We start from the raw sequence: 21,195 nt of genomic DNA, 5'->3' as shown, positions 1-21,195 counted from the left end.
AGTGCAACAGGTCCGAAGAGCGGCATGTCATTTTCAGAACACGAATTCCACAACCTTGCGGAAGCCGGGTAGCGGCTTCACGGACGTATTGAAGAGAAAGCGCTTGGAGACGGACGCACCTTCCCGAACATAGAGCTGGGCTGCCGAGGAATTGCCATAGCCGACCACAGCGACCAGCCGACCGCCGTCGCGCAACTGATCGAACAGGGCGTCGGGAACGACTTCCACAGCGCCATTGAGGAAGATGACGTCGAACGGGGCCTCTGCGGCATAACCCTTTTCCAGGTTGCCCTTCACCACGGTGACGTTGGCGAAGCCCTGTTCGGTCAGCACGGTCTTCGCGCTGGCAGCCAGCGTCTCGTCCGACTCGAGCGCAACCACTGACTTGGCGAGCCGAGACATGATCGCTGAAGCATAACCGGTGCCGGCTCCGACATCGAGGATCGCATCGCCTGAGCCGATTTCTGCGGCCTGCAGCAGCTTGGCAAGTGGCGAAGGTTCCATGACATAACGCGGTGCAAAACCGTCAGCCGCCGGCGCTATTTCCAGATCGCTGTCGATATAGGCCAGCGCCGCAAGCTTTTCGGGAACAAAAGCGTCGCGCGGCACATTCAGAAAGGCCGAAAGAAGAGAGTGCGAGGTCACATCGGTCGTGCGCAGCTGGTTGTCCACCATACGGGCGCGCGCAGATTCAAAGTCGATCATAAGCTATGTCCCTGTTCCGTCTGACAATCCGCTGACAGGAGGGAGGCGGATTTTCCGGCGTTTCTTAACGGTCTTTAACCGTGGGCGATGATGCTTTCAAGCGAACTCTGGGCAAATGAGGGAAAAATCGGGCATGCGTTGCAGCCATGCACAGGCACACGGGAAAACCGTGAACGCAACGGCGGTGCCGAGTGCGGCGCTGCCCCTATCAACGCAAGAAAAACCCCGGCCGTCAGAGACGCACCGGGGTATCGCGAAGTTGTGCAGCAACCTGTGCCAGCACCAAATATGGCTCCCCGGGCCGGATTCGAACCGGCGACCTGTCGATTAACAGTCGAATGCTCTACCGCTGAGCTACCAGGGATCATCGCCTTGCGGCGGTTGGCGGCGTAATACAAACGCTTTGCCGATTTGCCAAGCGGTTTTTTGAAAAATCGTCATGAAAATCTTGAAAGCTCTGAAAATCAGCCGATTTAAGGGAAAGACAAGAACATTACTCCCTGTGGATAGAGCGACCCTTCCTGCCTTGAGTGCATGGGTTCCGGGTCCCGAGAGATGAGATGGCATATTTCCGGATCGCCCATGGCCAGATCGAGGTCGCCAACCGCAAGTTCAGGCTGCCGAGAGCGCGAGGAGCGCGTATCGGCTTGGGACTCGCGTTCATTGCCGGTGGCGTTCTCGGCTTTCTGCCGGTGCTCGGCTTCTGGATGCTTCCCTTGGGCTTCGTGATTCTTTCGCACGACATTCCCCTGGCGCGCCGATGGCGGCGGCGCATGTCTGTGAGATGGGCGCGCCAGCGCAGAGAAAAAGCCGGTAGCAGCCGATAAAACCTCTTGCAGTTCATCTATATTCATTCTAAATCGCCCCTCGTCGCGGGACGAACCTTCCCCGACAGGCACCAACAGAGCTTTCTTCTGACAGGAAGAAGTGGTGCAGTGAGGCCTCGTGGCGGAGTGGTGACGCAGAGGACTGCAAATCCTTGTACCCCGGTTCAATTCCGGGCGAGGCCTCCAAAAAATTTCCACCTTCGAAACTCCCGGCGGAACAGAATGCGGCAATGCCGCAGCTCTCGACAGGACTGGTGTGCTTATCTCGCCTATCGACCAGAACTGCAAACGGCACTACCTTCTCGTTGGCTGATCACGGAGAGCTGTGAGATGGGACGCGAATCTGTTGCATACGCTGACTGGAAGGGGCAGTCGGCAGAGGTAAAGGCCATTGCCGAGGCAAGCGAAGTCATCCTGCGCGGAGCGATCAAGGCACGGGTTCCACGCGCCGCTATCACCGCCCTGCGCCTCGACGACGGCCTTCTGACAATCGATCTGGGAACAGAGCAGCTCAGGCTCAACCTCGGCATAGCGGAAGCCGCGAAGTGGCACGTTCTATTGCAGACTCCGCCCCCAAGCCTCGCGGCAAAGCTCGGCATATCAACGGAGAAGCCCGCGTTTGTCCTGGGTGATTTCGACGACCTCGCGCTCACTGAAGCCTTGTTGGGCGCGCGTGTGAGCAATCTGGCGGCAGCGACGGTCCTGATTTCCGTTATCGTCACGGACCAAGACATGGCGCGCACGCTCGATATGGCACACGAGAATTCGCCCAAACCGGTCTGGTGCGTCTATCCCAAGGGTAAAGCCGCCAGTCCTGGGGATTCGTCAATTCGCCTGGTGATGAGAAATGCCGGGTTTCGTGACAACAAGAGCTGCGCTGTATCGGAAAGGTTGACCGCAACGCGCTACGCGTTGGCGGTCAAGCCGATTGGACCGGCATAGCCGTCACACATCAAACGAGCCGGCTCTGCTCCAGAGCCGCTTCCACGAAGCTCTTGAAGAGCGGATGTGGGTCGAGCGGACGGCTTTTCAGTTCCGGGTGATACTGCACGCCGATGAACCACGGGTGATCCGGGTACTCGACCGTTTCCGGAAGAACGCCGTCCGGCGACATGCCCGAGAACACAAGGCCGCAATGTTCCAGGCGGTCCTTGTAGTCGACGTTCACTTCGTAACGGTGGCGATGGCGCTCGGAAATGTCCGTCGAGCCGTAGATCGAGGCGATCAGTGTATCCTTCTTGAGCGCGGCCTTGTACGCGCCCAGCCGCATCGTGCCGCCGAGATCGCCGGCCGCGGAGCGCTTCTCGAGTTCGTTACCCTTGACCCACTCGGTCATCAGGCCGACGACCGGCTCCTTGGTCGGTCCGAATTCGGTGGAGGAAGCCTTTTCGATGCCGGCGAGATTGCGGGCCGCTTCCACGACGGCCATCTGCATGCCGAAGCAGATGCCGAAATACGGCACCTTGCGTTCACGCGCAAAACGGGCCGCGTTGATCTTGCCTTCCGAGCCGCGCTCGCCGAAGCCGCCGGGCACCAGGATGGCATTGACCTTCTCCAGATACGGCGCCGGATCCTCCTTCTCGAAGATTTCCGACTCGATCCATTCGAGCTTGACCTTGACGTGGTTCGCCACCCCGCCGTGATAGAGCGCCTCGATCAGCGATTTGTAGGCATCCTTGAGGCCCGTATACTTGCCGACGATGGCAATCGTCACCTCGCCCTGTGGCGTGTGGATGCGGTTGGACACCTCTTCCCACGGCTCCAGCTTCGGCTGCGGAGCAGGCTCTATGCCGAAGGCGGCCAGGACCTCGTTGTCGAGGCCTTCCTTGTGGTAGGCCAGCGGGACGTCGTAGATCGACGCCACGTCGAGCGCCTGAATGACGGCGGAGGGACGCACGTTGCAGAACAGCGACAGCTTCTTGCGCTCGGCTTCCGGAATTTCGCGGTCGGCGCGCACGAGCAGGATGTCGGGATGGATGCCGAGCGCCTGCAGCTCCTTCACGGAGTGCTGAGTCGGCTTCGTCTTAAGCTCGCCAGCGGCGGGAATATAGGGCATCAGCGTCAGGTGGACATAAACGGCCGTGCCGCGCGGCAGGTCGTTGCCGAGCTGTCGGATCGCTTCCATGAAGGGCATGGCCTCGATGTCGCCCACCGTGCCGCCGATTTCGCAGATCACGAAATCATAGTCCTCATTGCCATCGATGACGAAATTCTTGATCTCGTTCGTGACATGGGGAATGACCTGAACGGTAGCGCCGAGATAGTCGCCGCGGCGTTCCTTGTCGATGATGTTCTTGTAGATCCGGCCCGTGGTGATGTTGTCGGTCTTGGTCGCCGAACGCCCGGTAAAGCGCTCATAGTGACCGAGGTCAAGGTCGGTCTCCGCGCCGTCGTCGGTGACGAACACCTCGCCGTGCTGCGTCGGGCTCATCGTGCCCGGATCGACATTGAGATAGGGGTCCAGTTTGCGCAGGCGAACACGGTAACCCCGTGCCTGCAACAATGCTCCGAGAGCTGCGGCCGCAATGCCCTTTCCAAGAGAAGAGACCACGCCGCCAGTGATGAATACGTATCGCGCCATGGGAGTCACCGGATACCTTTAATCAAACGATTCCGCTACCCGCAAAATTCAGGTTGCCCCGAAAATTCGGTGGATGAAGAACCGATTCTAGCCAAAAGAAAACCGGCAGCCAGTGGGCTGGCTGCCGGAGGATTGTTTCAACCTGTCGGCCTTACTGGCCGGAAGGAACCTTGGTCGGGTCTGCGGCCGGAGCGGCTGGGGCCGTTGTGGCCGGCGCCTGCGCGGCAGGTGCCTGACCTGCAGGTGCCTGCGCTGCCGGGGCCGCAGCCGGAGCAGCCGGTGCACCTGTAGACGGAACGCCAGTGTCCGGAACGGAAGGCTTGGCCGGGGCCGGCTGTGTGCCGCCGAGCTGGTCGAGAATGCCGTTCTGCTGGCCCTGCTGGGTGATCGGGATCCGGTCGAGAATGTCGGTCGGCTTTGCCTGATACCGGGCCAGAATGCCAAGCGCCAGCGAGGTGATGAAGAAAAGCGTCGCCAGGATCGCTGTCGTGCGGGTCAGCGCATTAGCCGTACCGCGGGCGGACATGAAGCCCGAGCCGCCGCCGATGCCGAGACCGCCGCCTTCCGAGCGCTGGATCAACACGAGGCCGACAAGCGCCAGTACGATCATGAGATGAATGACGATGAGAACAGTTTGCATAGTGGCATGTCCCATGCCGCGCAAAAAACGCGGCAAAATAATAGAAGTTGGCGGCTCTTTACACGAGCCGTCCCGTTATTCCAAGTCCCGACCGATCAATTTGCGTCGCGGCAAATAAAGTCAGGCCTGAAGCGTCTCGTAGGCCTTGCAGATGGCGAGGAAATCGGCGGATTTCAAGGAGGCCCCGCCAACCAGCGCACCATCGACATTGGCAACGCCCAGCAGTTCCACCGCATTGTTCGGCTTGACCGAGCCACCGTAGAGAATGCGCATCTTCGCGCCCTCTCCCGCAAAGCGGCTCTTCAACTCAGCGCGCATGAAGGCGTGCGCCTCTTCGACATCGGCTGTCGAAGGCGTCAGCCCCGTACCGATCGCCCATACCGGCTCATACGCGATAACGGTGTTTTCCGCCGTTGCGCCATCCGGCAACGAGCCGACGAGCTGCGTCCGCAAAACGTCCAGTGTCTTCCCCCCCTTGCGCTCGGCTTCCGTCTCGCCGATGCACACAATGGCAACCAGACCGGCGCGCCAGGCGGCCTCGGTCTTGGCGCGCACATCCGCATCCGTTTCCTTGTGATCCGTCCGGCGCTCGGAATGACCGACAATCACATGCGTTCCGAAGCAGTCTGCGATCATTTCCGCCGATATGTCGCCGGTGTGCGCGCCGGAAGCCCTGGCATGGCAGTCCTGCGCGCCGATTTCCAGTGCGCTGTCGGTCGCAAGCGCGGTTGCCACGTAGAGCAGCGAGACTGGCGGGCAGATCAGCGTCGAGATGTTGCAGTTGAGCAAGTCAACGCCTGCCGCCATCGCCTTGATCTCGTCCAGCGAAGACCGCGTACCGTTCATTTTCCAGTTGCCGGCAACCAGCGGGCGGACATCGGGCGTCATCTCGAAAACTTCTCCTCATCGACTTCAGGTCGGACATGCCAATAACGTTGAAGCGTCCGCGATGCAATGTTTTCGGGGGCTGTATGCCGACGAATAAAAGATTGCCATTGACCGTTGATATCTTGCGATCTTCTATAGCCATCGGGGCGGGATTATAAGCATGTCTGCAGTTGGGATGATCAGTCGGGCGATCTGGGGCGTCTTTTTCGTCCTCACCCTGTCTTTTGGAGTCTCCGCTGAGGCCGCCGGCCGTGTGGCGCTCGTGATCGGCATGTCGGCCTATCGCAATGTCGTACCGCTCGAAAATGCCGGCAATGATGCCAAGGGCGTTGCGACGACCCTGAAAGCCATCGGATTTGACGTCACCGAGGCGATCGACCAGCCCCTCTCAGGGCTCGTCAAGACAATCAACGACTTCTCCTTCCGCTCGGAGACCGCCGATATTTCGGTCGTATACTATGCCGGCCACGGCGTTGAGGTGGGCGGTGAAAACTTCCTGATACCGGTCGATGTCACCTTGCGGAGACTTGAAGAGATCGGCCAGCAGGCGCTTCCCCTCAACAGCCTGCTGTCGGCCGTCGGCGGCGCACGCAAGCTCCGTGTCGTCATTCTCGATTCCTGCCGCAACAATCCCTTTGCCGAACAGGCGAAGTTCAACGAAAAGCCGGCGACACCGGGTATCGTCATGACGGCGGCCGACGAGGTGCGTGAGGGGCGGTTGGCCGCGCCGACGCCGGAACAGGGAACGCTGGTCGTCTATGCAGCCAAGGCCGGCGATGTCGCACTCGATGGCGAAGGCGGCCACAGTCCGTTTGCCCGCGCCCTGATCGACCGCTTGCCTGATCGGGATACCGAGATCGGCATGATGTTCCGTAAGGTGCGTGATGAGGTCATGTCCGAGACGCAGAACCGTCAGGAACCGCATTTTTATGGCTCCCTGCCCGGTATTCCCTATTTCCTTGCCGGCGGCGATGCAGCCGTCGCTTCGCTGGCCGATCGACGCACGGCCTGGGGCTCGCTGGGCGACAGCCAACGGTTGCAGTTGGCCTCCCTAGCAGAGGGCGGAAACGTGCGCGCCCTGATCGGCCTCGGCTACATGTCGCTGGCACCGGGCAAGGACCATTTCGACCCGGAAAAGGCCTTCCGCTATTTCTCCGATGCTGCCGCCAAGGCCGATCCGGAAGCCATATTCGAGCTCGGCAAGCTTTATGAGAAAGGTATCGGCACGACACAGGATTTCGGCAAAGCGCTTGCGCTTTATCAGAAATCCGCCGACCTCGGCTTTGCCGACGCGATCAATGATCTAGGCTTCTTGTACTATCAGGGCGCGCAAGGGCTGAAGCGCGATCCGGAAAAGGCCATCACGCTTTTCATCAAGGCCGCTGATCTGAAACACCCGCAGGCCATGTACAACGTAGCCTCGCTGATCGATGACGGCGTCATCAAGGGCAAGACGTCGCAGGATGCCGCGCGCTACCTTTATGCGGCTCTGCGCTCCGGCGTTAAGGACGTCCTGGCGCAATTGACGGATCGCCCTGAACAGTTCAAGCTTCCAACACGAAAGGCGCTGCAGAAACTGCTCTCCGAGAACGGTTTCTACAAGGGAACCGTTGACGGAGGCTTTGGCAAGGGGACGGTCCGGGGCCTGCAACTGGCATATGGGGAATAGGGACAGGAGCCCGTTTAGTCCTGTCTGTACTGGCTGATATGGGGCAATCGGCATGCGTGGCAGAGTCAATACGACATTCGCGGTCATGGTTTCACTCGGGCTTGTCATGCCCGATCTCGCCTTTCCGCAAGCTGCAGGTCCCGGAGTAGGACAGGGAAATCAGGCAGCCCCGGCCGCCGCGCCCCAGGCCGCGCCAGCAGCTCCATCGGCAGCGCCAAGTGCAGCGCCCTCGGATTCGGGGACTCAGACTTCGGAAACAAGCGGTGGCGGTTCCACCGCGATCATCGAAACCGAACTCAACTGGCTGATCACCAACAGGATCTCGAAAGATTTCAACGCGGCCGTGAACGAGTGCAGGCGTTATGACGATGTCTACCGCATCGACTGTCTCCGCCAGAATATGCAGCATGTTGCAGATTCTCTGCCCGATTCTAGCGATTACCTGAAGGCGAAGCGCATCCTTGCGAATGCGGCCGGCAAGTTGGGCGGGATCGTCGATAAGTATTCCGATCCCAGGGTGCCGCGCCTCACGCCACCTGCCGGTGCCAATCCACGCTTTCGCTTGAACCGCAGCTATAGGGCCGTGCGTCGCGACAAGGTTCGCCAGGCCCTTGCCGAGGCGACCAAGGTCGTCCAGGAAGCGGCAACGCAGCTACTTCGCTCGTCGGAAAATTCGACGGCTCGGCTTGCCCACTACCAGTCGATCTCGATCGCGGTCGGGTCCACCAAGGTTCTCTTGCGGTCGCTTTGAACTCAGGACCTGCGGAAGAACCAGTTCAGCGTGTCGCGCCAATCGAGCATCCTCAGCGGTATGCCGTGAGAGCCGGTGTTGAAGAGCACGAAGCGGGTCGGATACCCCTTGTCATGCAGCTTGCGATAAAGCCCGTCCTGATCCTGCCATTTGTAAACAATGTCGTCGGTCCCATGGGCGAAAAAGAGCGGCAGATGCGCAGTATAAAACGGCGTCGTGTCGAATTGGCTGTCCACAATGCCGCTCATCAGGATCATGCCGGAGAGCACTGAAACGGCCTGCGGATCGCGCGCAATCTCGCGGCAAATCAGTGTTCCCATCGACGCGCAGGCGACGATCACCGGGTTGCCGCCGGAGGTCTTCGAAAGGCCCTGGATTAGCTTCGAAACATCGGCGGCGCCTGCCGCATCGAAACTCTTGACGGATGGCGCGACATAGACGCCGCCATTCTCCACCGCGAGGTTCTTCAGGCGGTTGAAGTTGCCGCCAAAACGCTCGTCGCTCGCCCCCAATTTGCGATCAACGCCCCGGCCGTGGATGAAGACCACGCTGAATTTCTGCTTCCCGACCTTGCCGGCAGTGAAGATTTCGAGCTTGCGCCCTCCTCCCATGTCGACCGCATCAAAAGATTGATTCCAGGTGACGCCCAGCGAAACATATTGCCATTTGACCTTCCGCTCGGGCTCGTCGTCACGCTGGTAGATGTCCCGCTCCTTGCGGTAATCGACCTTGATCCAGTCGCCGTTGTCCTTGCTTTCGAGGATGCCGGGATAGGAAAACAGATCGTCCTTGAACGGCTTCAGCTCCAAGGCGCAGGCGAGAGATGGCGCAATCAAAGCTGCAACTGAGCAAGCCACCATCCTGAAAATCAAATGAACTGTGGACATACGTCCCATCGGAGAACTCCCTGACCCGCCTCATCTTGCCAACATGGCGGGTGATACGCAATTTCGGGGCCAGCTTTCACGGTTTCCCGGTGCCATTGCCTGCGCTACAAGACAGGAGAACATTTGGGAAACGATTCGCGCCGCCTTCTATGTGAACTCATGCGGCCCCCGAAAACCAGACTTGAGCACCAGATACCGCACGATGGATAATTCGAACGATCTTTTTGCGAGCATGGCCCCCAAGGCCGCTGAGAGCGCAGAGCGCAAGACGGACGTCGCTGCAGCAGCCCCTGCGCGTGCCGCAGCAGCCCCGGTTCTGGCGGCCATCCCCGCCCCGCCGTCGCCTCCAAAGTCGACAGGCGACGAATACGGCGCATCCTCCATCCGCGTTCTGGAAGGTCTTGAGCCTGTCCGTATGCGTCCCGGAATGTATATCGGCGGCACCGACGAGAAGGCGCTGCACCACCTCTTCGCCGAAGTCATCGACAACTCGATGGACGAAGCCGTGGCCGGCCATGCTAACTTCATCGAAGTCAGCCTCGACGCCGAAGGCTTCCTCACCGTGACGGATAACGGCCGCGGCATCCCGGTCGAGGAGCATCCGCAGGCCCCCGGCAAGTCGACGCTCGAAGTCATCATGACCAAGCTCCATGCCGGCGGCAAGTTCGACGGCAAGGCCTATGAGACCTCCGGCGGTCTGCACGGCGTCGGCATCTCGGTTGTCAACGCGCTCTCCGACGTTCTCGAAGTCGAGGTCGCGCGCAACAAGAAGCTCTACCGCCAGCGCTTCTCGCGCGGCATTCCGCAAGGCCCACTTGAAGAACTGGGCGACGTCCACAATCGCCGTGGCACGCGCACGCGCTTCCACCCCGATCCGCAAATCTTCGGGGCGGCTGCGAAATTTGTGCCCGCCCGCCTCTTCCGCATGGCGCGCTCCAAGGCCTATCTCTTCGGCGGCGTCGAAATCCGATGGAACTGCGACCCATCGATCCTGCCCGAAAGCGGCGAAATCCCGGAAAAGGCCGTCTTCCACTTCCCCGGCGGCCTGAAGGACTATCTGCAGGCCTCGCTCGGCAAGGACTTCACCGTCACCCGCGAAATCTTTGCGGGCAAGACGGAGAAGACCGGCGGCCATGGCGCGCTCGAATGGGCTGTTACCTGGTACGGCGGCGACGCGATCCTCAATTCCTATTGCAACACGATCCCGACACCCGAAGGGGGCACACACGAAGCGGGTCTCCGCATCGCGCTCACCAAGGGCCTGAAGAATTACGCGGAACTCACGCAGAACAAGCGCGCCGCCAATATCACCACCGATGACGTGATGATCTCGGCCTATGGTATGCTCTCGGTCTTCATCCGCGAGCCGGAATTCGTCGGCCAGACCAAGGACAGGCTCGCCACCGTCGAGGCCCAGCGCATCGTCGAAAACGCGCTGCGCGATCCCTTCGACCACTTCCTCACCGGAAACCCGCAGGAGGCCGACAAGCTTCTCGAATGGGTGATCGAGCGCTCTGAAGAGCGCATGCGCCGCCGCAAGGAAAAGGAAGTCAACCGCAAGACGGCAGTCCGCAAACTGCGCCTGCCCGGCAAGCTCGCCGACTGCGCCCAGAACACCGCCGATGGCGCCGAACTCTTCATCGTCGAGGGCGATTCGGCCGGCGGCTCGGCCAAGCAGGCGCGCAACCGCGCCAACCAGGCGATCCTTCCCTTGCGAGGCAAGATCCTCAACGTTGCCAGCGCAGGCCGCGAAAAGCTCGGCGCCAACCAGCAGATCTCGGACCTTATCCAAGCGCTTGGTTGCGGCACCCGGACGAAGTATCGCGAGGAAGACCTCCGCTACGACCGCATCATCATCATGACCGACGCCGACGTCGATGGCGCGCATATCGCCTCGCTGCTCATCACCTTCTTCTACCAGGAAATGCCTGAGCTGATCCGCGAAGGCCACCTCTTCCTCGCCGTGCCGCCGCTCTACAAGCTCACGCAGGGCGGCAAGACGCTCTATGCCCGCGACGACGGGCACCGCGCCGAACTGATGGCCAAGGAATTCACAGGACGCGGCAAGGTCGAAGTGAGCCGCTTCAAAGGTCTCGGCGAAATGTCGTCCGACCAGTTGAAGGAAACGACGATGAACCCGAAGACGCGCACGCTGCTGCGTGTCGATGTCGATCGCGAGGATCCGGAGGGCACGCGCGATTCGGTCGATGCGCTGATGGGCACCAAGCCGGAGGCCCGCTTCCGCTTCATCCAGGACCGCGCCGCCTTCGCCGAAAACCTCGACATCTGACGCGTTGCACCCGCCCGGCAGAAGACCTGTTGAACGCCTGCCACAGTTCGGTGATATTCCGGCTTATAACGCTTCGGGCGGGCGTATCAGCGTTGCCTATGCGATGCGACAGAGGATGGACGGGAAGAGATGCAGGTCAAGACTGCGATGATCGTCATGGCGATCATGGGCTGCGACGACAGCGCAACGAAATGCACACAGCTTTCGCTGAGCGAACCCAAATGGGAGACCGTCGCCGCCTGTGACAAGGATAGCGAACAGGAACTGGCGCGCTATTCCAACGTCAAATATCCCATGGTGATCGCCATCTGCCAGTCGCCGGAGGTCACCAAGGCCGAAGCGATGCAGGACAATACGGCGCATCAACAACAGCAACAGGGTGCGGCGGCCTTACCCCCGACTGCCGAGACGGCGACAAAAGAACCAGAGAAGCCCAATCTTCTGCAAAGAACCTTCGGCGTTATCAAGCAAGCCATCCCCACGACCGAAGGCGTGAAGACGGCAGTCACAACGCCGGTGCACGTCATTGCGGATGGCTATAGCTGGGTTGTGCGCAAGATCAAGCCGGACTGATGTCCGGCCTGATCGTTGATCGAAACGCTTACTTGGACATGAGCACGAGCCGCCGATTGAGCGGCAGAACCGGACGGGCATTGTTCGGATAAAGGTTGGTGAATGCCTGGATCGAAACAGCCTCGACGCTGATCGGCTGGCGCGCCACCATCCATGTCACCACCTCGCTGCAGGGCGGCGTAGTCAGCGAACCCTCATAGGTCCAGTATTCCAGCCCCTTCGGCAGGAAGTCGCTCGCGCTGAACGCGTCAAGCTGAACTTCAGCCCCTTCCTTCTGCGGAAAATTCTTCGCCAGCATCGAGAAGACATCGTGCTTCTGTTCGGGCGCGATGAAAATGCCGAGAACAGCGAGATCGCCATCCTTCTTGTTCTTGTGAACAAAGTGCACTTCCATCGGATAGGCCTTGCCATCGACCTGGTGCTCGCTCGGCGCGTGGAAGTGGAACTGCAACAGATCATAGACCTTGCCGTCACGGGTGATCGACGAGCCTTCCGGCATATTGACCTGAATGGTGTGACCGTTGTTCACCATCTTGCCGGCGGATTTCTTCCAGGACACAGTGATCGGATCAACTTCTGCCTTGATGGCGGACGTGATGTTGATCGGCGACTGCTGGCCACCGACGGAGCAGGCCGCGTTGGCCTTGTCCAGATCGGCCCAGTGATCCGGGCCGTGTTCACCCTTATATTCCCAATGCGCACCCTCCGAGGCACGCGCCAAGCCTGCGCAAACTGCACACCCACCCAGCGCGATGAAACCGCGCATCAAATCACGTCTCTTCATAATATCCCCCTGCCCGGGACACGAGCTAAAATAAGAAAATCCAAAACAGGATCGATTGGTCCCAGGGCACAAATGTTAAAACAACAAAATATTGATAAGTGGTTGCACAACTCGCCGTCAAGTGCGCCGATCGAGTGCTTCAGGCGGCCTCGGTCAATAGCTCCTGAACATAGGCTCGCGCCATCTGGCGCATCTCGGAAATCGCCAGCCGCTCCACAGCGTCAATAAGCGCATGACCCGCATCGGACAGATCGCCCTGCCCCCGGCACCGCTCGGCCAGCCGGAGGAAAATTCCGGCGTCGCCTGGTATGTCGCCACCCTCTTCCCGCCAGATCGTGACGGCCTCGCAGAAGACGGCGGACAGGTCGCGATGGATCCCGCCTGCCTCAATCAGGGCGCGGACGGCGCGAGGACGACCGGACGCGAGAATGGACCGGGCGCGAGCGCGTGCCACACCGGACAGGTTGGAAATCACCTCCGCAAAGAATGCCGTGCGACCGGCACAAAGCGCATGTATAAGGAACATCGTCGAAAGCCGGCCTTCTGCCCGCAAGTGTTCCGTCATTTCCGCAAGCTCCGCCTCGCCGGCACCGGCAAGCACCCTCACCAGCGCCGATTCGCAAGCCTCCCGGCGAATGCGCTCACGTTTGCGCGGCGGGATAAGAGCAGCGACAAGACCGGAATCCGAGAGCGTATCGCCAATCTTCTCGATCAGAATATGCCGCGCTGTCGCCGGCAACTCCTGGCGCTCCAGAAGCAATTCACGGATCGTCGCGTCTTTCCCACAGCGCGAAGCGAGCCGCACCATGACATTGGGGGTGAGGCGCGCGCCGGGATTGCGCAACAGCAACGCAATATCGAGCCGACCGCCCACTTCCGCAAGCGCAGCAGCAACCGGCGCAGAAACGACGGCGCGAACCGCAACGGCAGAGCGGATCTCGTGACTGCCACGCCCGACAAGATCGATCAGGTCATTATCGGAGAGAACGGGAGAGCGGGCAACGATTGTGGCCGCAATGTCGATTCGGTCTTCCGTCAGCGCGAGGATCACAGGTCGCGGCGCGTTTTCATCGTCGGCAAGCGCTTCCGCAAGTGTCACGCGCACCTTGGGAGAAACATCGTCCAGCAAAAAGGTTGCAGCCATGTCAAGTCTGCGACGATCCTCTCCGACCAGCGCAGGCAGCTTTGCTTCCGCAACGGGAGCAACAACCGGCTCAATCCGATTTTGGGTCTTGGTTCCGTCCGACCGACGCAGGAAAGTTCCGAAAATCAACCGCTTGCCCCTGAAAACAGACTCGTATTCAACTGTGGTGAGCTTAGGCCTGAATTGGTTTAAGATTCCTTTACCATGCTGTTTTGTGAAGACTTAACCACGATGGGCGTCGATGACGATCATTCTCCGTAAACTTCCGGATTGTATCGAGGTCGTCAGCGCACAATCTCCTGAAAGCACCCTTGACCCCAGAATGCGGTTCTGGCCGGCTGCCATGCCGCGAAGTCTTGCGGAAGACCGTCGCCTGATCGCGGCTTTGTCCGATCACCATTGGAAGGGCGTTTATCTGGATGGAATAGAAGCGCCATCAGACGTCGAAAAGGCCAGCGCGCTGCTTCGCGTTGCTGCGGCAAATCGAAATTGGACCACCGCGCCACTGCCGCTCCTCGCGGTCCTCGACACGGCAGCCGCGGCACTCGCGCTCGCCAGCTTCAACCGCGCAATTCCCGGCCTCGCTGCCCTTCTGTTCGATGGCGATGCGCTCGCCCTTGCCTCGGGCGCGTCCAGAAAAAGCGACCTCATTGCCGACCTGCGCCGCCGCCTGCCCCTTGCCGCCCGCGCCTCCGGCGCGATCGCAATACTGGTCACAGATGATGCCGGTACCGAACAGGTGGCGCAAGCTGCGCGGGATGGTTATGCGGGACTATGCGTGAGAGACAGAATTGAACCAGACTAGGCTCAGAACAACCGCGCGGCATCGACAATGCGCAACTGCACCCGTCGCGAACTCTGCCACATATCGGCGGAAAGCGTTCCCGCCAGATGCAGCGACGCACCGCGCGAGCCAAGGAGCAGATCGCCAAGTGGCGTGCCGATGGCCCGGAAAGCTATGGCCTCAAGCCGCGAGCGATCCAGCCCCTCGAGGCTGACCTTGATGTGATTGACGCCCACCTGCCTGGCGTCCGTGACCTTATGAGATGGCAGAACAAAGACCGGCTGTGGATGACCCGATCCATAGGGACCCGCCTGCTCGACCAGATCGATCAGCTCCAGCGTGGCGCCCGATGCAGAAAGCGCCCCATCGATCTTCAGCGAAGCACCGGCAGCAATATCAAGCACGCTGCTCCCCGCATGTTCCTCGAAAAACGCGCGCATGGCACCCAGCTTTGACCGCTCCACCGTCAGCCCGGCCGCCATGGCGTGACCGCCGCCTTTGATCAGCAATCCTTCATCGACCGCGGCCCGCACCATGCGCCCCAGATCGAAGCCCGCGATGGACCGGCCGGAACCGGAGCCCTTGCCGGACGGATCGAAAGCGATAGCAAAGGCGGGGCGCTGGAACTTCTCCTTCAGACGCGCCGCAAGCAGGCCTACGATGCCGGGATGCCACTGTGTGCTGGCGGTGACCAGAATGGACGCTTTTTCGGCCGTGCCGTATTCTGCCAGAACCTCCGCTTCGGCCTGTTCCAGCATGGCCGCTTCCATGGCCTGCCGCTCGCGGTTGAGCCCATCAAGCCGCTCGGCGATTTCGCCAGCCTCCACAGGATCATCGAGCGTGAGCAGCCGGCTGCCGAGCGCAGCGTCGCTGATCCGCCCGCCGGCATTGATGCGCGGGCCGATGAGAAAGCCGAGATGGTAGGGTGTCACCGGACCGGACAGACCGGCCACCTTGAGCAGCGCCGCAAGCCCTGCATTCTTCTGATGCCGTGCGGCTATCAGGCCCTTGACGACATAGGCCCGGTTCAGTCCCTTGAGCGGCACCACATCGCAGACCGTTGCAAGTGCCACCAGGTCGAGGAAGGAGAGAAGATCGATCGAGCCTGCCGCCGGGTGGCCAGCCTCCTTCAGAACCCGAAGTGTCGCCACCAGAACCAGGAAGACGACACCCGCCGCGCAGAGATGTCCCTGCCCGGACAAATCGTCCTCGCGGTTGGGATTGACCAGCGCATGTGCAACCGGCAGCTCGTGGGTCACCTGATGGTGATCGATAACAACGACATCAATGCCGCGCTCGGCGGCGGCAGCAAGCGACTCGTGGCTCGTCGAGCCGCAGTCAACAGTCACGATCAGTTGCGCGCCGTTGTCGATCAGCTGCCCGATGGCCGACGGGTTCGGCCCATAGCCTTCGAAAATGCGGTCTGGAATATAGATCGTCGCCTCGACGCCGAAATGGACGAGGAAGCGATAGAGCAGTGCGGATGATGACGCCCCGTCGACGTCGTAGTCACCAAAGATTGCCACCCGCTCACCGCGCAGGGCCGCTTGCGCAATCCGCGTAGCGGCCTTGTCGCAATCTGTCAGCGTCGAGGGATCGGGCATCAGATTGCGGATGGTGGGATCGAGAAAGGCTGGTGCATCTTCAACCGACACGCCGCGTCCTGCCAGCACGCGGGCGATCAGCTCGGGAATGCCATGCAGCTGCGCCATGGCAAGCGCACGGTTCTCCCCGGCCTGCCCCAGCCGCGATACCCAGCGCTGTCCGCTCACCGATTTTTCAACATTCAGGAATGTCTGCGGCGCGGGATCGATCGGTTGTGCCATTGACTGCCTTTCATCTCGGACGTCTTGTCCATCGCGAGGCACGGCGGGTCAAGGCTTTCAGGCGATATCCACACGGCCGTTGGAAAATGGGCTCACCGCGCCAGCGCCGCCACAGGATCGAGCTGCGAAGCATTGCGCGCCGGCAAAAACCCAAAGACGACTCCGATCAGGAAGGAGCAGATGAAGGCCACAGTGATGGATTCGCTCGAAAACACCAGCGTGAACCCAAGTCCTGCCGCGTTGAAGGCCCAGCCAAAACCGAGCGCCAGCGCTATGCCCAGTCCCCCGCCGATCAGGCAGACGAGCACAGCCTCAATGAGAAACTGCTGCAGGATATCTGCCCGCCTCGCGCCGACGGCCATGCGCACGCCGATCTCGCCGATGCGCTCCGACACCGAGACCAGCATGATATTCATCACCCCTATCCCGCCGACGATCAGCGAGATGACGGCAATTGCCGCGACGAGCAGCGTCAGCGTCTGCGTGGTCTCGGTGATGGTCTGGCGGATGTCGTCCGTATTGAGGATGTAGAAGTCCTTCTTGCCATGCCGGTCGGTGAGGAATTCCGTGACGCCGGCCTCCGCGATGTCGGTCGCCGCGTCGTCGGCAACCCGAACCGTAATCGAGCGCAGCGCGCGCCGACCATCGAAGCGCGCCTGCACACTCGTATAGGGCATGTAGACATTGAGATTGTTGCGCGCGCCGAAACCGCCTTGCTGCGGTGCGATCACCCCGATGATGCGGACGGGGACGTCGCCCAGAAATACGGTCTCCCCAATCGGATCGACACCCGCGTCGTCAAACAACGCCTTGGCCGTATCGGTATCGATCACGGCGTTCTGCGTCAGATTGACCACGTCCTCTTCGCTGAAGAGCTTGCCTGCCGTGAGCTTGGAGCCGCGGACATCGAAATATTGCGCACCGACCCCGTTGACCAGTGCGCTCGCCGCTGTCGCGCCGAAACGGGCCGTGGCATTCTTCGAGACCGTTGGCGTCACGGCGCTGACATAGGAGAGGCCGGACAGCGCATTGGCATCCGCAACGACCAGCGTGGTGATGCGGCTTGACCGCAAATCCCCGAAGCCCTTGCCGGGAAAGATTTCCAGCGTGTTCGTGCCAAGGCTCGAGATATTCTCCAGAACCTTGCGCTGCGAGCCCTGCCCCAGCGCCACGACGCAGACGACGGAGGCGATGCCGATAATGATACCGAGCATAGTGAGAAAGGTGCGGAGCCGGTGCGCCTTGAGCGCAAGCAGCGCCATGGCAAAGGCCTCGCGGAAGCGATCCGCCATGCCGAACAGCGCGAAACCTCGTCTGACATCCTTGCTGCCGGCGGCAGGCACGGCCAGGTTGACCTCCGTCTTCTCCTCATTGATCCGGTCCGCAATGATCACCCCATCGGCAATCTCGATGATGCGACCGGCGCGGCGCGCGACATTCATGTCATGTGTGACGATGATAACCGTCTTGCCCTCGGCATTCAGCTCGTCGAGGATTTTCAGCACTTCCTCACCACTTGCCTGATCCAGCGCGCCTGTCGGCTCATCGGCCAGGATCACATCGCCGGCATTCATCAGCGCGCGGGCAATCGAGACGCGCTGCTGCTGGCCGCCGGAAAGCTGGCCGGGCCGATGATCAAGGCGGTCCGGTATGCCAAGACGCGTGAGCAGTTCGCCTGCTCGAGCCTGCCGGCGCTTTCGATCCGCCCCGGCATAGATCGCAGGGACCTCTACATTGCCGAGCGCCGTCAGCTCCGGCAAAAGATGATAGCGCTGAAAAATGAAGCCGAAATGCTCGCGCCGAAGCGCCGAGCGCTCGTCACCGTCAAGCTTGCTGGTCTCCCGGCCGGAAACGATGTAGCTGCCCGACGTCGGGCTGTCGAGCAGGCCGATGAGGTTCATCAGCGTCGACTTGCCGGAACCGGAAGGCCCCACGATGGCCACCATCTCGCCGCGCATGATCGTCAGATCAACGTCCTTCAATACCGTCAGCACACCATCACCCGAGGGATAGTCGCGACGCAGGCGCTTCAGCTCGATGATCGGCTCGCTCATCCGATCGCCCCTTAAAACAGCGAGGGGCCGCGGCGCGCGGACGACGACGAGGATTGGCGTTGGGCAGCGCCTTCTCCAACAACAACGCGCTCGCCCTTCTCAAGTCCGGACTGGATTTCGGCAGTCGTCTTGTTGTCGAGGCCCACCTCGACCTTGCGCTTCTCGATACGTCCGGCAGGTCCCTGGACCCGCACGAAACTGGTATCCCCATCCTCGGTCACGGCGGAAGACGGCACGGTCAGCACATCCTTCGCCTCGTCGATGAATATCTTCACCTCCGCCGTCATATAGGTGCGGAAATTGCGGCCCTTGTTGTCGATGTTGAACGTTCCGACATAGTAGACAGCCGTTGTTGATGATGCCGACCCGGACCCTGAACTGGAAGCGGTCGAGGAAACGGCCGTGTCATCGGTTATTGATTCCGGCGCCGGCTCGATGGCCGCAAGCGTGGTGTCATAGGAGCGCTCGGCGTCGCCCACCACGTTGAAGCGCAGCTTCTGTCCGGCCTTGACCCGCACAATATCGGCTTCCGAAATGGCCGCGCGCACGGTCATCGTGTCGAGATCGCCAAGGATCACGATCGTCGGCACGGATTGGTTGGCATTGACGGTGCGGCCTTCCTGGTTGACGACGGCAAGCACGGTGCCGGTCATCGGCGCCTTGATCTTCGTATAGCCGAGATTGGCTTCGGCGGTGGAAACCGTCACCTGCGCCTGAATGATCTGTGCCTCCAATGCGGCGATCTGGGCTTCAATGACCTTCACATTGGCCGCAGCCGTCTGCAGGTCGGCGCGGGAGCCTGCCCTGCTCTCAAAAATCTGTTGCTGACGGTCCAGCACGACTTTCGCATTTTCGAGATTGGCCTGCTTTTCTGCGAGCTGCGCTTGCACGACGGCAAGTGCCGCCTTGGATTTGCGAACATCATTGCTCTGCGAGACGGAATCGATCTCGGCGACCAGATCGCCTTCCTTCAGTTCATCGCCAGGCTTCACATGCAGCGCAATGATGCGCCCCGACACCTGCGCGCCAACGGCCACGATCTTGCGCGGCTTGAGAATGCCCGTCGCCAGCACCGTTTCCGATACGGTCCCGACCGTCACCGGCGCCGTGATATAGCGCGGCGCTTCCGTGGTGTAATAGCGTTTCCAGATGAAATATCCGCCGCCCGCGACCAGGGCGAGGACAACAAGAGACAATAACAGGCGGGCTTTCATGTCCTCTTTCCGGCTGGCGCCACGCTGAAAAACAGCCTGACGAATTACGCATGCGACCGCCGACTGGATAGTCATGATATGGTGCCGTCAGACGGCAGATACCAGCCTTGATCCAGCGCAACACGCCACGCTCATATGCCCCATCCGGATAAGGTGCCCGCCTCACATCCGGATGAACAAATACCATCTATATCTGGAACGCGGCAGAAAGATGCTCGCAATGAAAAGCGCGAGCATTCAGCCTGAACTCCAGCCTTAAGGCCGCTCGATACGGATGACCTGCGGTTCGCCGACAAGATAACCCTCGCCTTTGATCGAAGCGACCGCCTTGCGCACCGCGTCTTCCATCGTCTCGTGCGTGACGAGTATGATCGTCTTCGGCCCGTCGGGATCGTCCTGGTTGGGACGCTGGACGATGGACTCCAGCGAAATCTTGTTCTCTGCCATGCGGGTCGCGATGCTCGCGAACACGCCGGCGCGGTCCTCGACGGTCAGACGGATGAAATAGCCGCCCTCGTGCGAGCGCATGCCAGCGCGCGTGTAGGGTGCCAGCGACTTCGCCGGGCGGCCGAGTGCCGGAGCGACCTGCGCACCGGGTCGGGCCTTCGCGATATCGGCAATGTCACCCATGACGGCGGACGCTGTCGCATTGCCGCCCGCGCCGGGACCAACCATCAGAAGCTCGCCCAGAACGTCGCTTTCGATGGCAACGGCATTCGTCACACTGTCGACCTGCGCAATCACGCTGTCGCGCGGCACCATGGTCGGGTGAACGCGTTGTTCGATGCCGCTGTCGGTCTTCTGGGCAACACCCAGCAGCTTGATCTTGTAACGAAGATCGGCAGCCGCCCGGATATCCTCGATCGAAATATTGCTGATGCCTTCGAGATAGATGTCGTCAGCTGCTATCTCGGTGCCAAAGGCAAGGCTCGTCAGGATCGAAAGCTTGTGCGCCGTGTCGTTGCCCTCGATATCGAAGGTCGGATCGGCCTCGGCATAGCCCAGCCGCTGCGCGTCCTTCAGGCAGTCAGCAAAGGACAGGCCCTCTTTCTCCATCCGGGTCAGGATGTAATTGCAGGTCCCGTTCATGATCCCGTAGACGCGGGAAACAGTATTGCCCGTCAGCGACTCGCGAAGCGCCTTGATGACCGGGATACCGCCGGCAACGGCGGCCTCGAAGTTGAGGATAGAACCCTTTTCTTCGGCCAGCGCCGCAAGCTTCACGCCATGGGCTGCGAGCAGTGCCTTGTTGGCTGTCACCACATGGAGACCGCGCGTCAGCGCCGCCTCAACCGCTGCATGGGCCGGATCGCCTGCCCCGCCCATCAGCTCGACGAAGACGTCGATATCGGCAGACTTGGCCATCTCGATCGGGTTGTCGAACCATTGTGCATTCGAAAGATCGACGCCACGGTCGCGTGTCTTGTCGCGGGCGGTCACCGCCGTCACCCTGATGGCGCGGCCGCAGGCAATTGCCAGCATGTTGTCGCGTTCGGCAAGAATCTTGGCGAGCGAAGCGCCCACAGTTCCCAAACCTGCAATGCCGATCTTCAGGGCATCAGTCATGCGTCATTCCCG

The 21,195-nt window shown here is 60.8% G+C and carries 18 protein-coding genes and 2 tRNA genes; 8 read left to right on the top strand and 12 right to left on the bottom strand.

The features are described 5' to 3' along the window. Positions 1 to 33: 33 nt before the first annotated feature. Positions 34 to 705, bottom strand: a complete 672-nt coding sequence (locus ABID16_RS04575) for a protein-L-isoaspartate O-methyltransferase family protein (protein WP_354555158.1) — start codon at positions 703 to 705, stop codon at positions 34 to 36. A 289-nt stretch (positions 706 to 994) separates the two neighbouring features. Further along, positions 995 to 1,069 (bottom strand) — tRNA-Asn (locus ABID16_RS04570). Positions 1,070 to 1,265: 196 nt separating this feature from the next. On the opposite strand from ABID16_RS04570, the gene ABID16_RS04565 reads away from it, so the two are divergent. The 3 genes from ABID16_RS04565 (at position 1,266) to ABID16_RS04555 (ending at position 2,474) form a co-directional block, all read left to right on the top strand. After that, positions 1,266 to 1,532: a hypothetical protein gene (locus ABID16_RS04565; RefSeq protein ID WP_435532356.1), complete on the top strand. Its 267-nt coding sequence runs from the start codon at positions 1,266 to 1,268 to the stop codon at positions 1,530 to 1,532. Positions 1,533 to 1,644: 112 nt separating this feature from the next. Continuing rightward, positions 1,645 to 1,718: transfer RNA gene (locus tag ABID16_RS04560), tRNA-Cys, on the top strand. 144 nt (positions 1,719 to 1,862) lie between these two features. After that, positions 1,863 to 2,474, top strand: coding sequence for a hypothetical protein (locus ABID16_RS04555; RefSeq protein ID WP_354555157.1), 612 nt, complete (start codon positions 1,863 to 1,865; stop codon positions 2,472 to 2,474). 10 nt (positions 2,475 to 2,484) lie between these two features. Here ABID16_RS04555 and pyrG read toward each other — a convergent pair whose 3' ends face one another. From pyrG to tpiA, 3 genes are all read right to left on the bottom strand, one after another. Then, complete coding sequence (gene pyrG / locus ABID16_RS04550; RefSeq protein WP_354555156.1) at positions 2,485 to 4,113, bottom strand: CTP synthase; 1,629 nt, start codon at positions 4,111 to 4,113, stop codon at positions 2,485 to 2,487. 151 nt (positions 4,114 to 4,264) lie between these two features. Next, positions 4,265 to 4,753: a preprotein translocase subunit SecG gene (gene secG / locus ABID16_RS04545; RefSeq protein WP_354555155.1), complete on the bottom strand. Its 489-nt coding sequence runs from the start codon at positions 4,751 to 4,753 to the stop codon at positions 4,265 to 4,267. 120 nt (positions 4,754 to 4,873) lie between these two features. Further along, positions 4,874 to 5,641 carry a triose-phosphate isomerase gene (gene tpiA, locus ABID16_RS04540; protein WP_354555154.1) on the bottom strand — a complete coding sequence of 256 codons (768 nt, stop codon included), beginning with the start codon at positions 5,639 to 5,641 and terminating at the stop codon, positions 4,874 to 4,876. Positions 5,642 to 5,801: 160 nt separating this feature from the next. Here tpiA and ABID16_RS04535 point away from each other — a divergent pair, with 160 nt between their 5' ends. Both ABID16_RS04535 and ABID16_RS04530 read left to right on the top strand, forming a co-directional pair. Beyond that, positions 5,802 to 7,310, top strand: a complete 1,509-nt coding sequence (locus tag ABID16_RS04535) for a caspase family protein (protein WP_354555153.1) — start codon at positions 5,802 to 5,804, stop codon at positions 7,308 to 7,310. 52 nt (positions 7,311 to 7,362) lie between these two features. Next, a complete protein-coding gene (locus ABID16_RS04530) occupies positions 7,363 to 8,061 on the top strand; it encodes a hypothetical protein (RefSeq protein WP_354555152.1) in 699 nt (232 codons plus the stop codon). Positions 8,062 to 8,063: 2 nt separating this feature from the next. Here ABID16_RS04530 and ABID16_RS04525 read toward each other — a convergent pair whose 3' ends face one another. Beyond that, positions 8,064 to 8,948, bottom strand: coding sequence for an alpha/beta hydrolase family protein (locus ABID16_RS04525; RefSeq protein WP_354555151.1), 885 nt, complete (start codon positions 8,946 to 8,948; stop codon positions 8,064 to 8,066). A gap of 202 nt (positions 8,949 to 9,150) precedes the next feature. Here ABID16_RS04525 and parE point away from each other — a divergent pair, with 202 nt between their 5' ends. After that, the gene (gene parE / locus ABID16_RS04520; protein ID WP_354555897.1) at positions 9,151 to 11,238 is read left to right on the top strand and encodes a DNA topoisomerase IV subunit B; all 2,088 of its coding nucleotides are present in this window, start codon (positions 9,151 to 9,153) and stop codon (positions 11,236 to 11,238) included. Positions 11,239 to 11,367: 129 nt separating this feature from the next. Next, positions 11,368 to 11,811 carry a hypothetical protein gene (locus ABID16_RS04515; protein ID WP_354555150.1) on the top strand — a complete coding sequence of 148 codons (444 nt, stop codon included), beginning with the start codon at positions 11,368 to 11,370 and terminating at the stop codon, positions 11,809 to 11,811. 28 nt (positions 11,812 to 11,839) lie between these two features. On the opposite strand, the gene ABID16_RS04510 is transcribed toward ABID16_RS04515, so the two are convergent. Further along, complete coding sequence (locus ABID16_RS04510) at positions 11,840 to 12,595, bottom strand: carbonic anhydrase (RefSeq protein ID WP_354555149.1); 756 nt, start codon at positions 12,593 to 12,595, stop codon at positions 11,840 to 11,842. Positions 12,596 to 12,734: 139 nt separating this feature from the next. Beyond that, positions 12,735 to 13,739, bottom strand: a complete 1,005-nt coding sequence (locus tag ABID16_RS04505; protein ID WP_354555148.1) for a DUF2336 domain-containing protein — start codon at positions 13,737 to 13,739, stop codon at positions 12,735 to 12,737. Positions 13,740 to 14,082: 343 nt separating this feature from the next. Here ABID16_RS04505 and ABID16_RS04500 point away from each other — a divergent pair, with 343 nt between their 5' ends. Then, on the top strand, positions 14,083 to 14,544 hold the full coding sequence (locus ABID16_RS04500) for a hypothetical protein (RefSeq protein WP_354555147.1): 462 nt from the start codon (positions 14,083 to 14,085) through the stop codon (positions 14,542 to 14,544). A 2-nt stretch (positions 14,545 to 14,546) separates the two neighbouring features. Here ABID16_RS04500 and recJ read toward each other — a convergent pair whose 3' ends face one another. The 4 genes from recJ to ABID16_RS04480 all read right to left on the bottom strand — a co-directional run bounded on the left by recJ (position 14,547) and on the right by ABID16_RS04480 (position 21,183). After that, a complete protein-coding gene (gene recJ / locus ABID16_RS04495; protein WP_354555146.1) occupies positions 14,547 to 16,349 on the bottom strand; it encodes a single-stranded-DNA-specific exonuclease RecJ in 1,803 nt (600 codons plus the stop codon). 92 nt (positions 16,350 to 16,441) lie between these two features. Continuing rightward, entirely contained in the window at positions 16,442 to 18,403 is a 1,962-nt protein-coding gene (locus ABID16_RS04490; RefSeq protein WP_354555145.1) for a MacB family efflux pump subunit, read from the bottom strand. Between the two features lie 11 nt (positions 18,404 to 18,414). After that, a complete protein-coding gene (locus ABID16_RS04485; protein ID WP_354555144.1) occupies positions 18,415 to 19,617 on the bottom strand; it encodes an efflux RND transporter periplasmic adaptor subunit in 1,203 nt (400 codons plus the stop codon). Between the two features lie 255 nt (positions 19,618 to 19,872). Further along, entirely contained in the window at positions 19,873 to 21,183 is a 1,311-nt protein-coding gene (locus ABID16_RS04480) for a homoserine dehydrogenase (protein ID WP_354555143.1), read from the bottom strand. Positions 21,184 to 21,195 lie beyond the last annotated feature (12 nt).

The sequence above is a fragment of the Limnomicrobium aquaticum genome (assembly GCF_040545545.1).
Classification (GTDB): Bacteria; Pseudomonadota; Alphaproteobacteria; order Rhizobiales; family Rhizobiaceae; genus Ensifer_A; species Ensifer_A aquaticum.
Note: the sequence above shows the minus strand (reverse complement) of the source record. Positions and strands in the feature narration are given on the sequence as shown.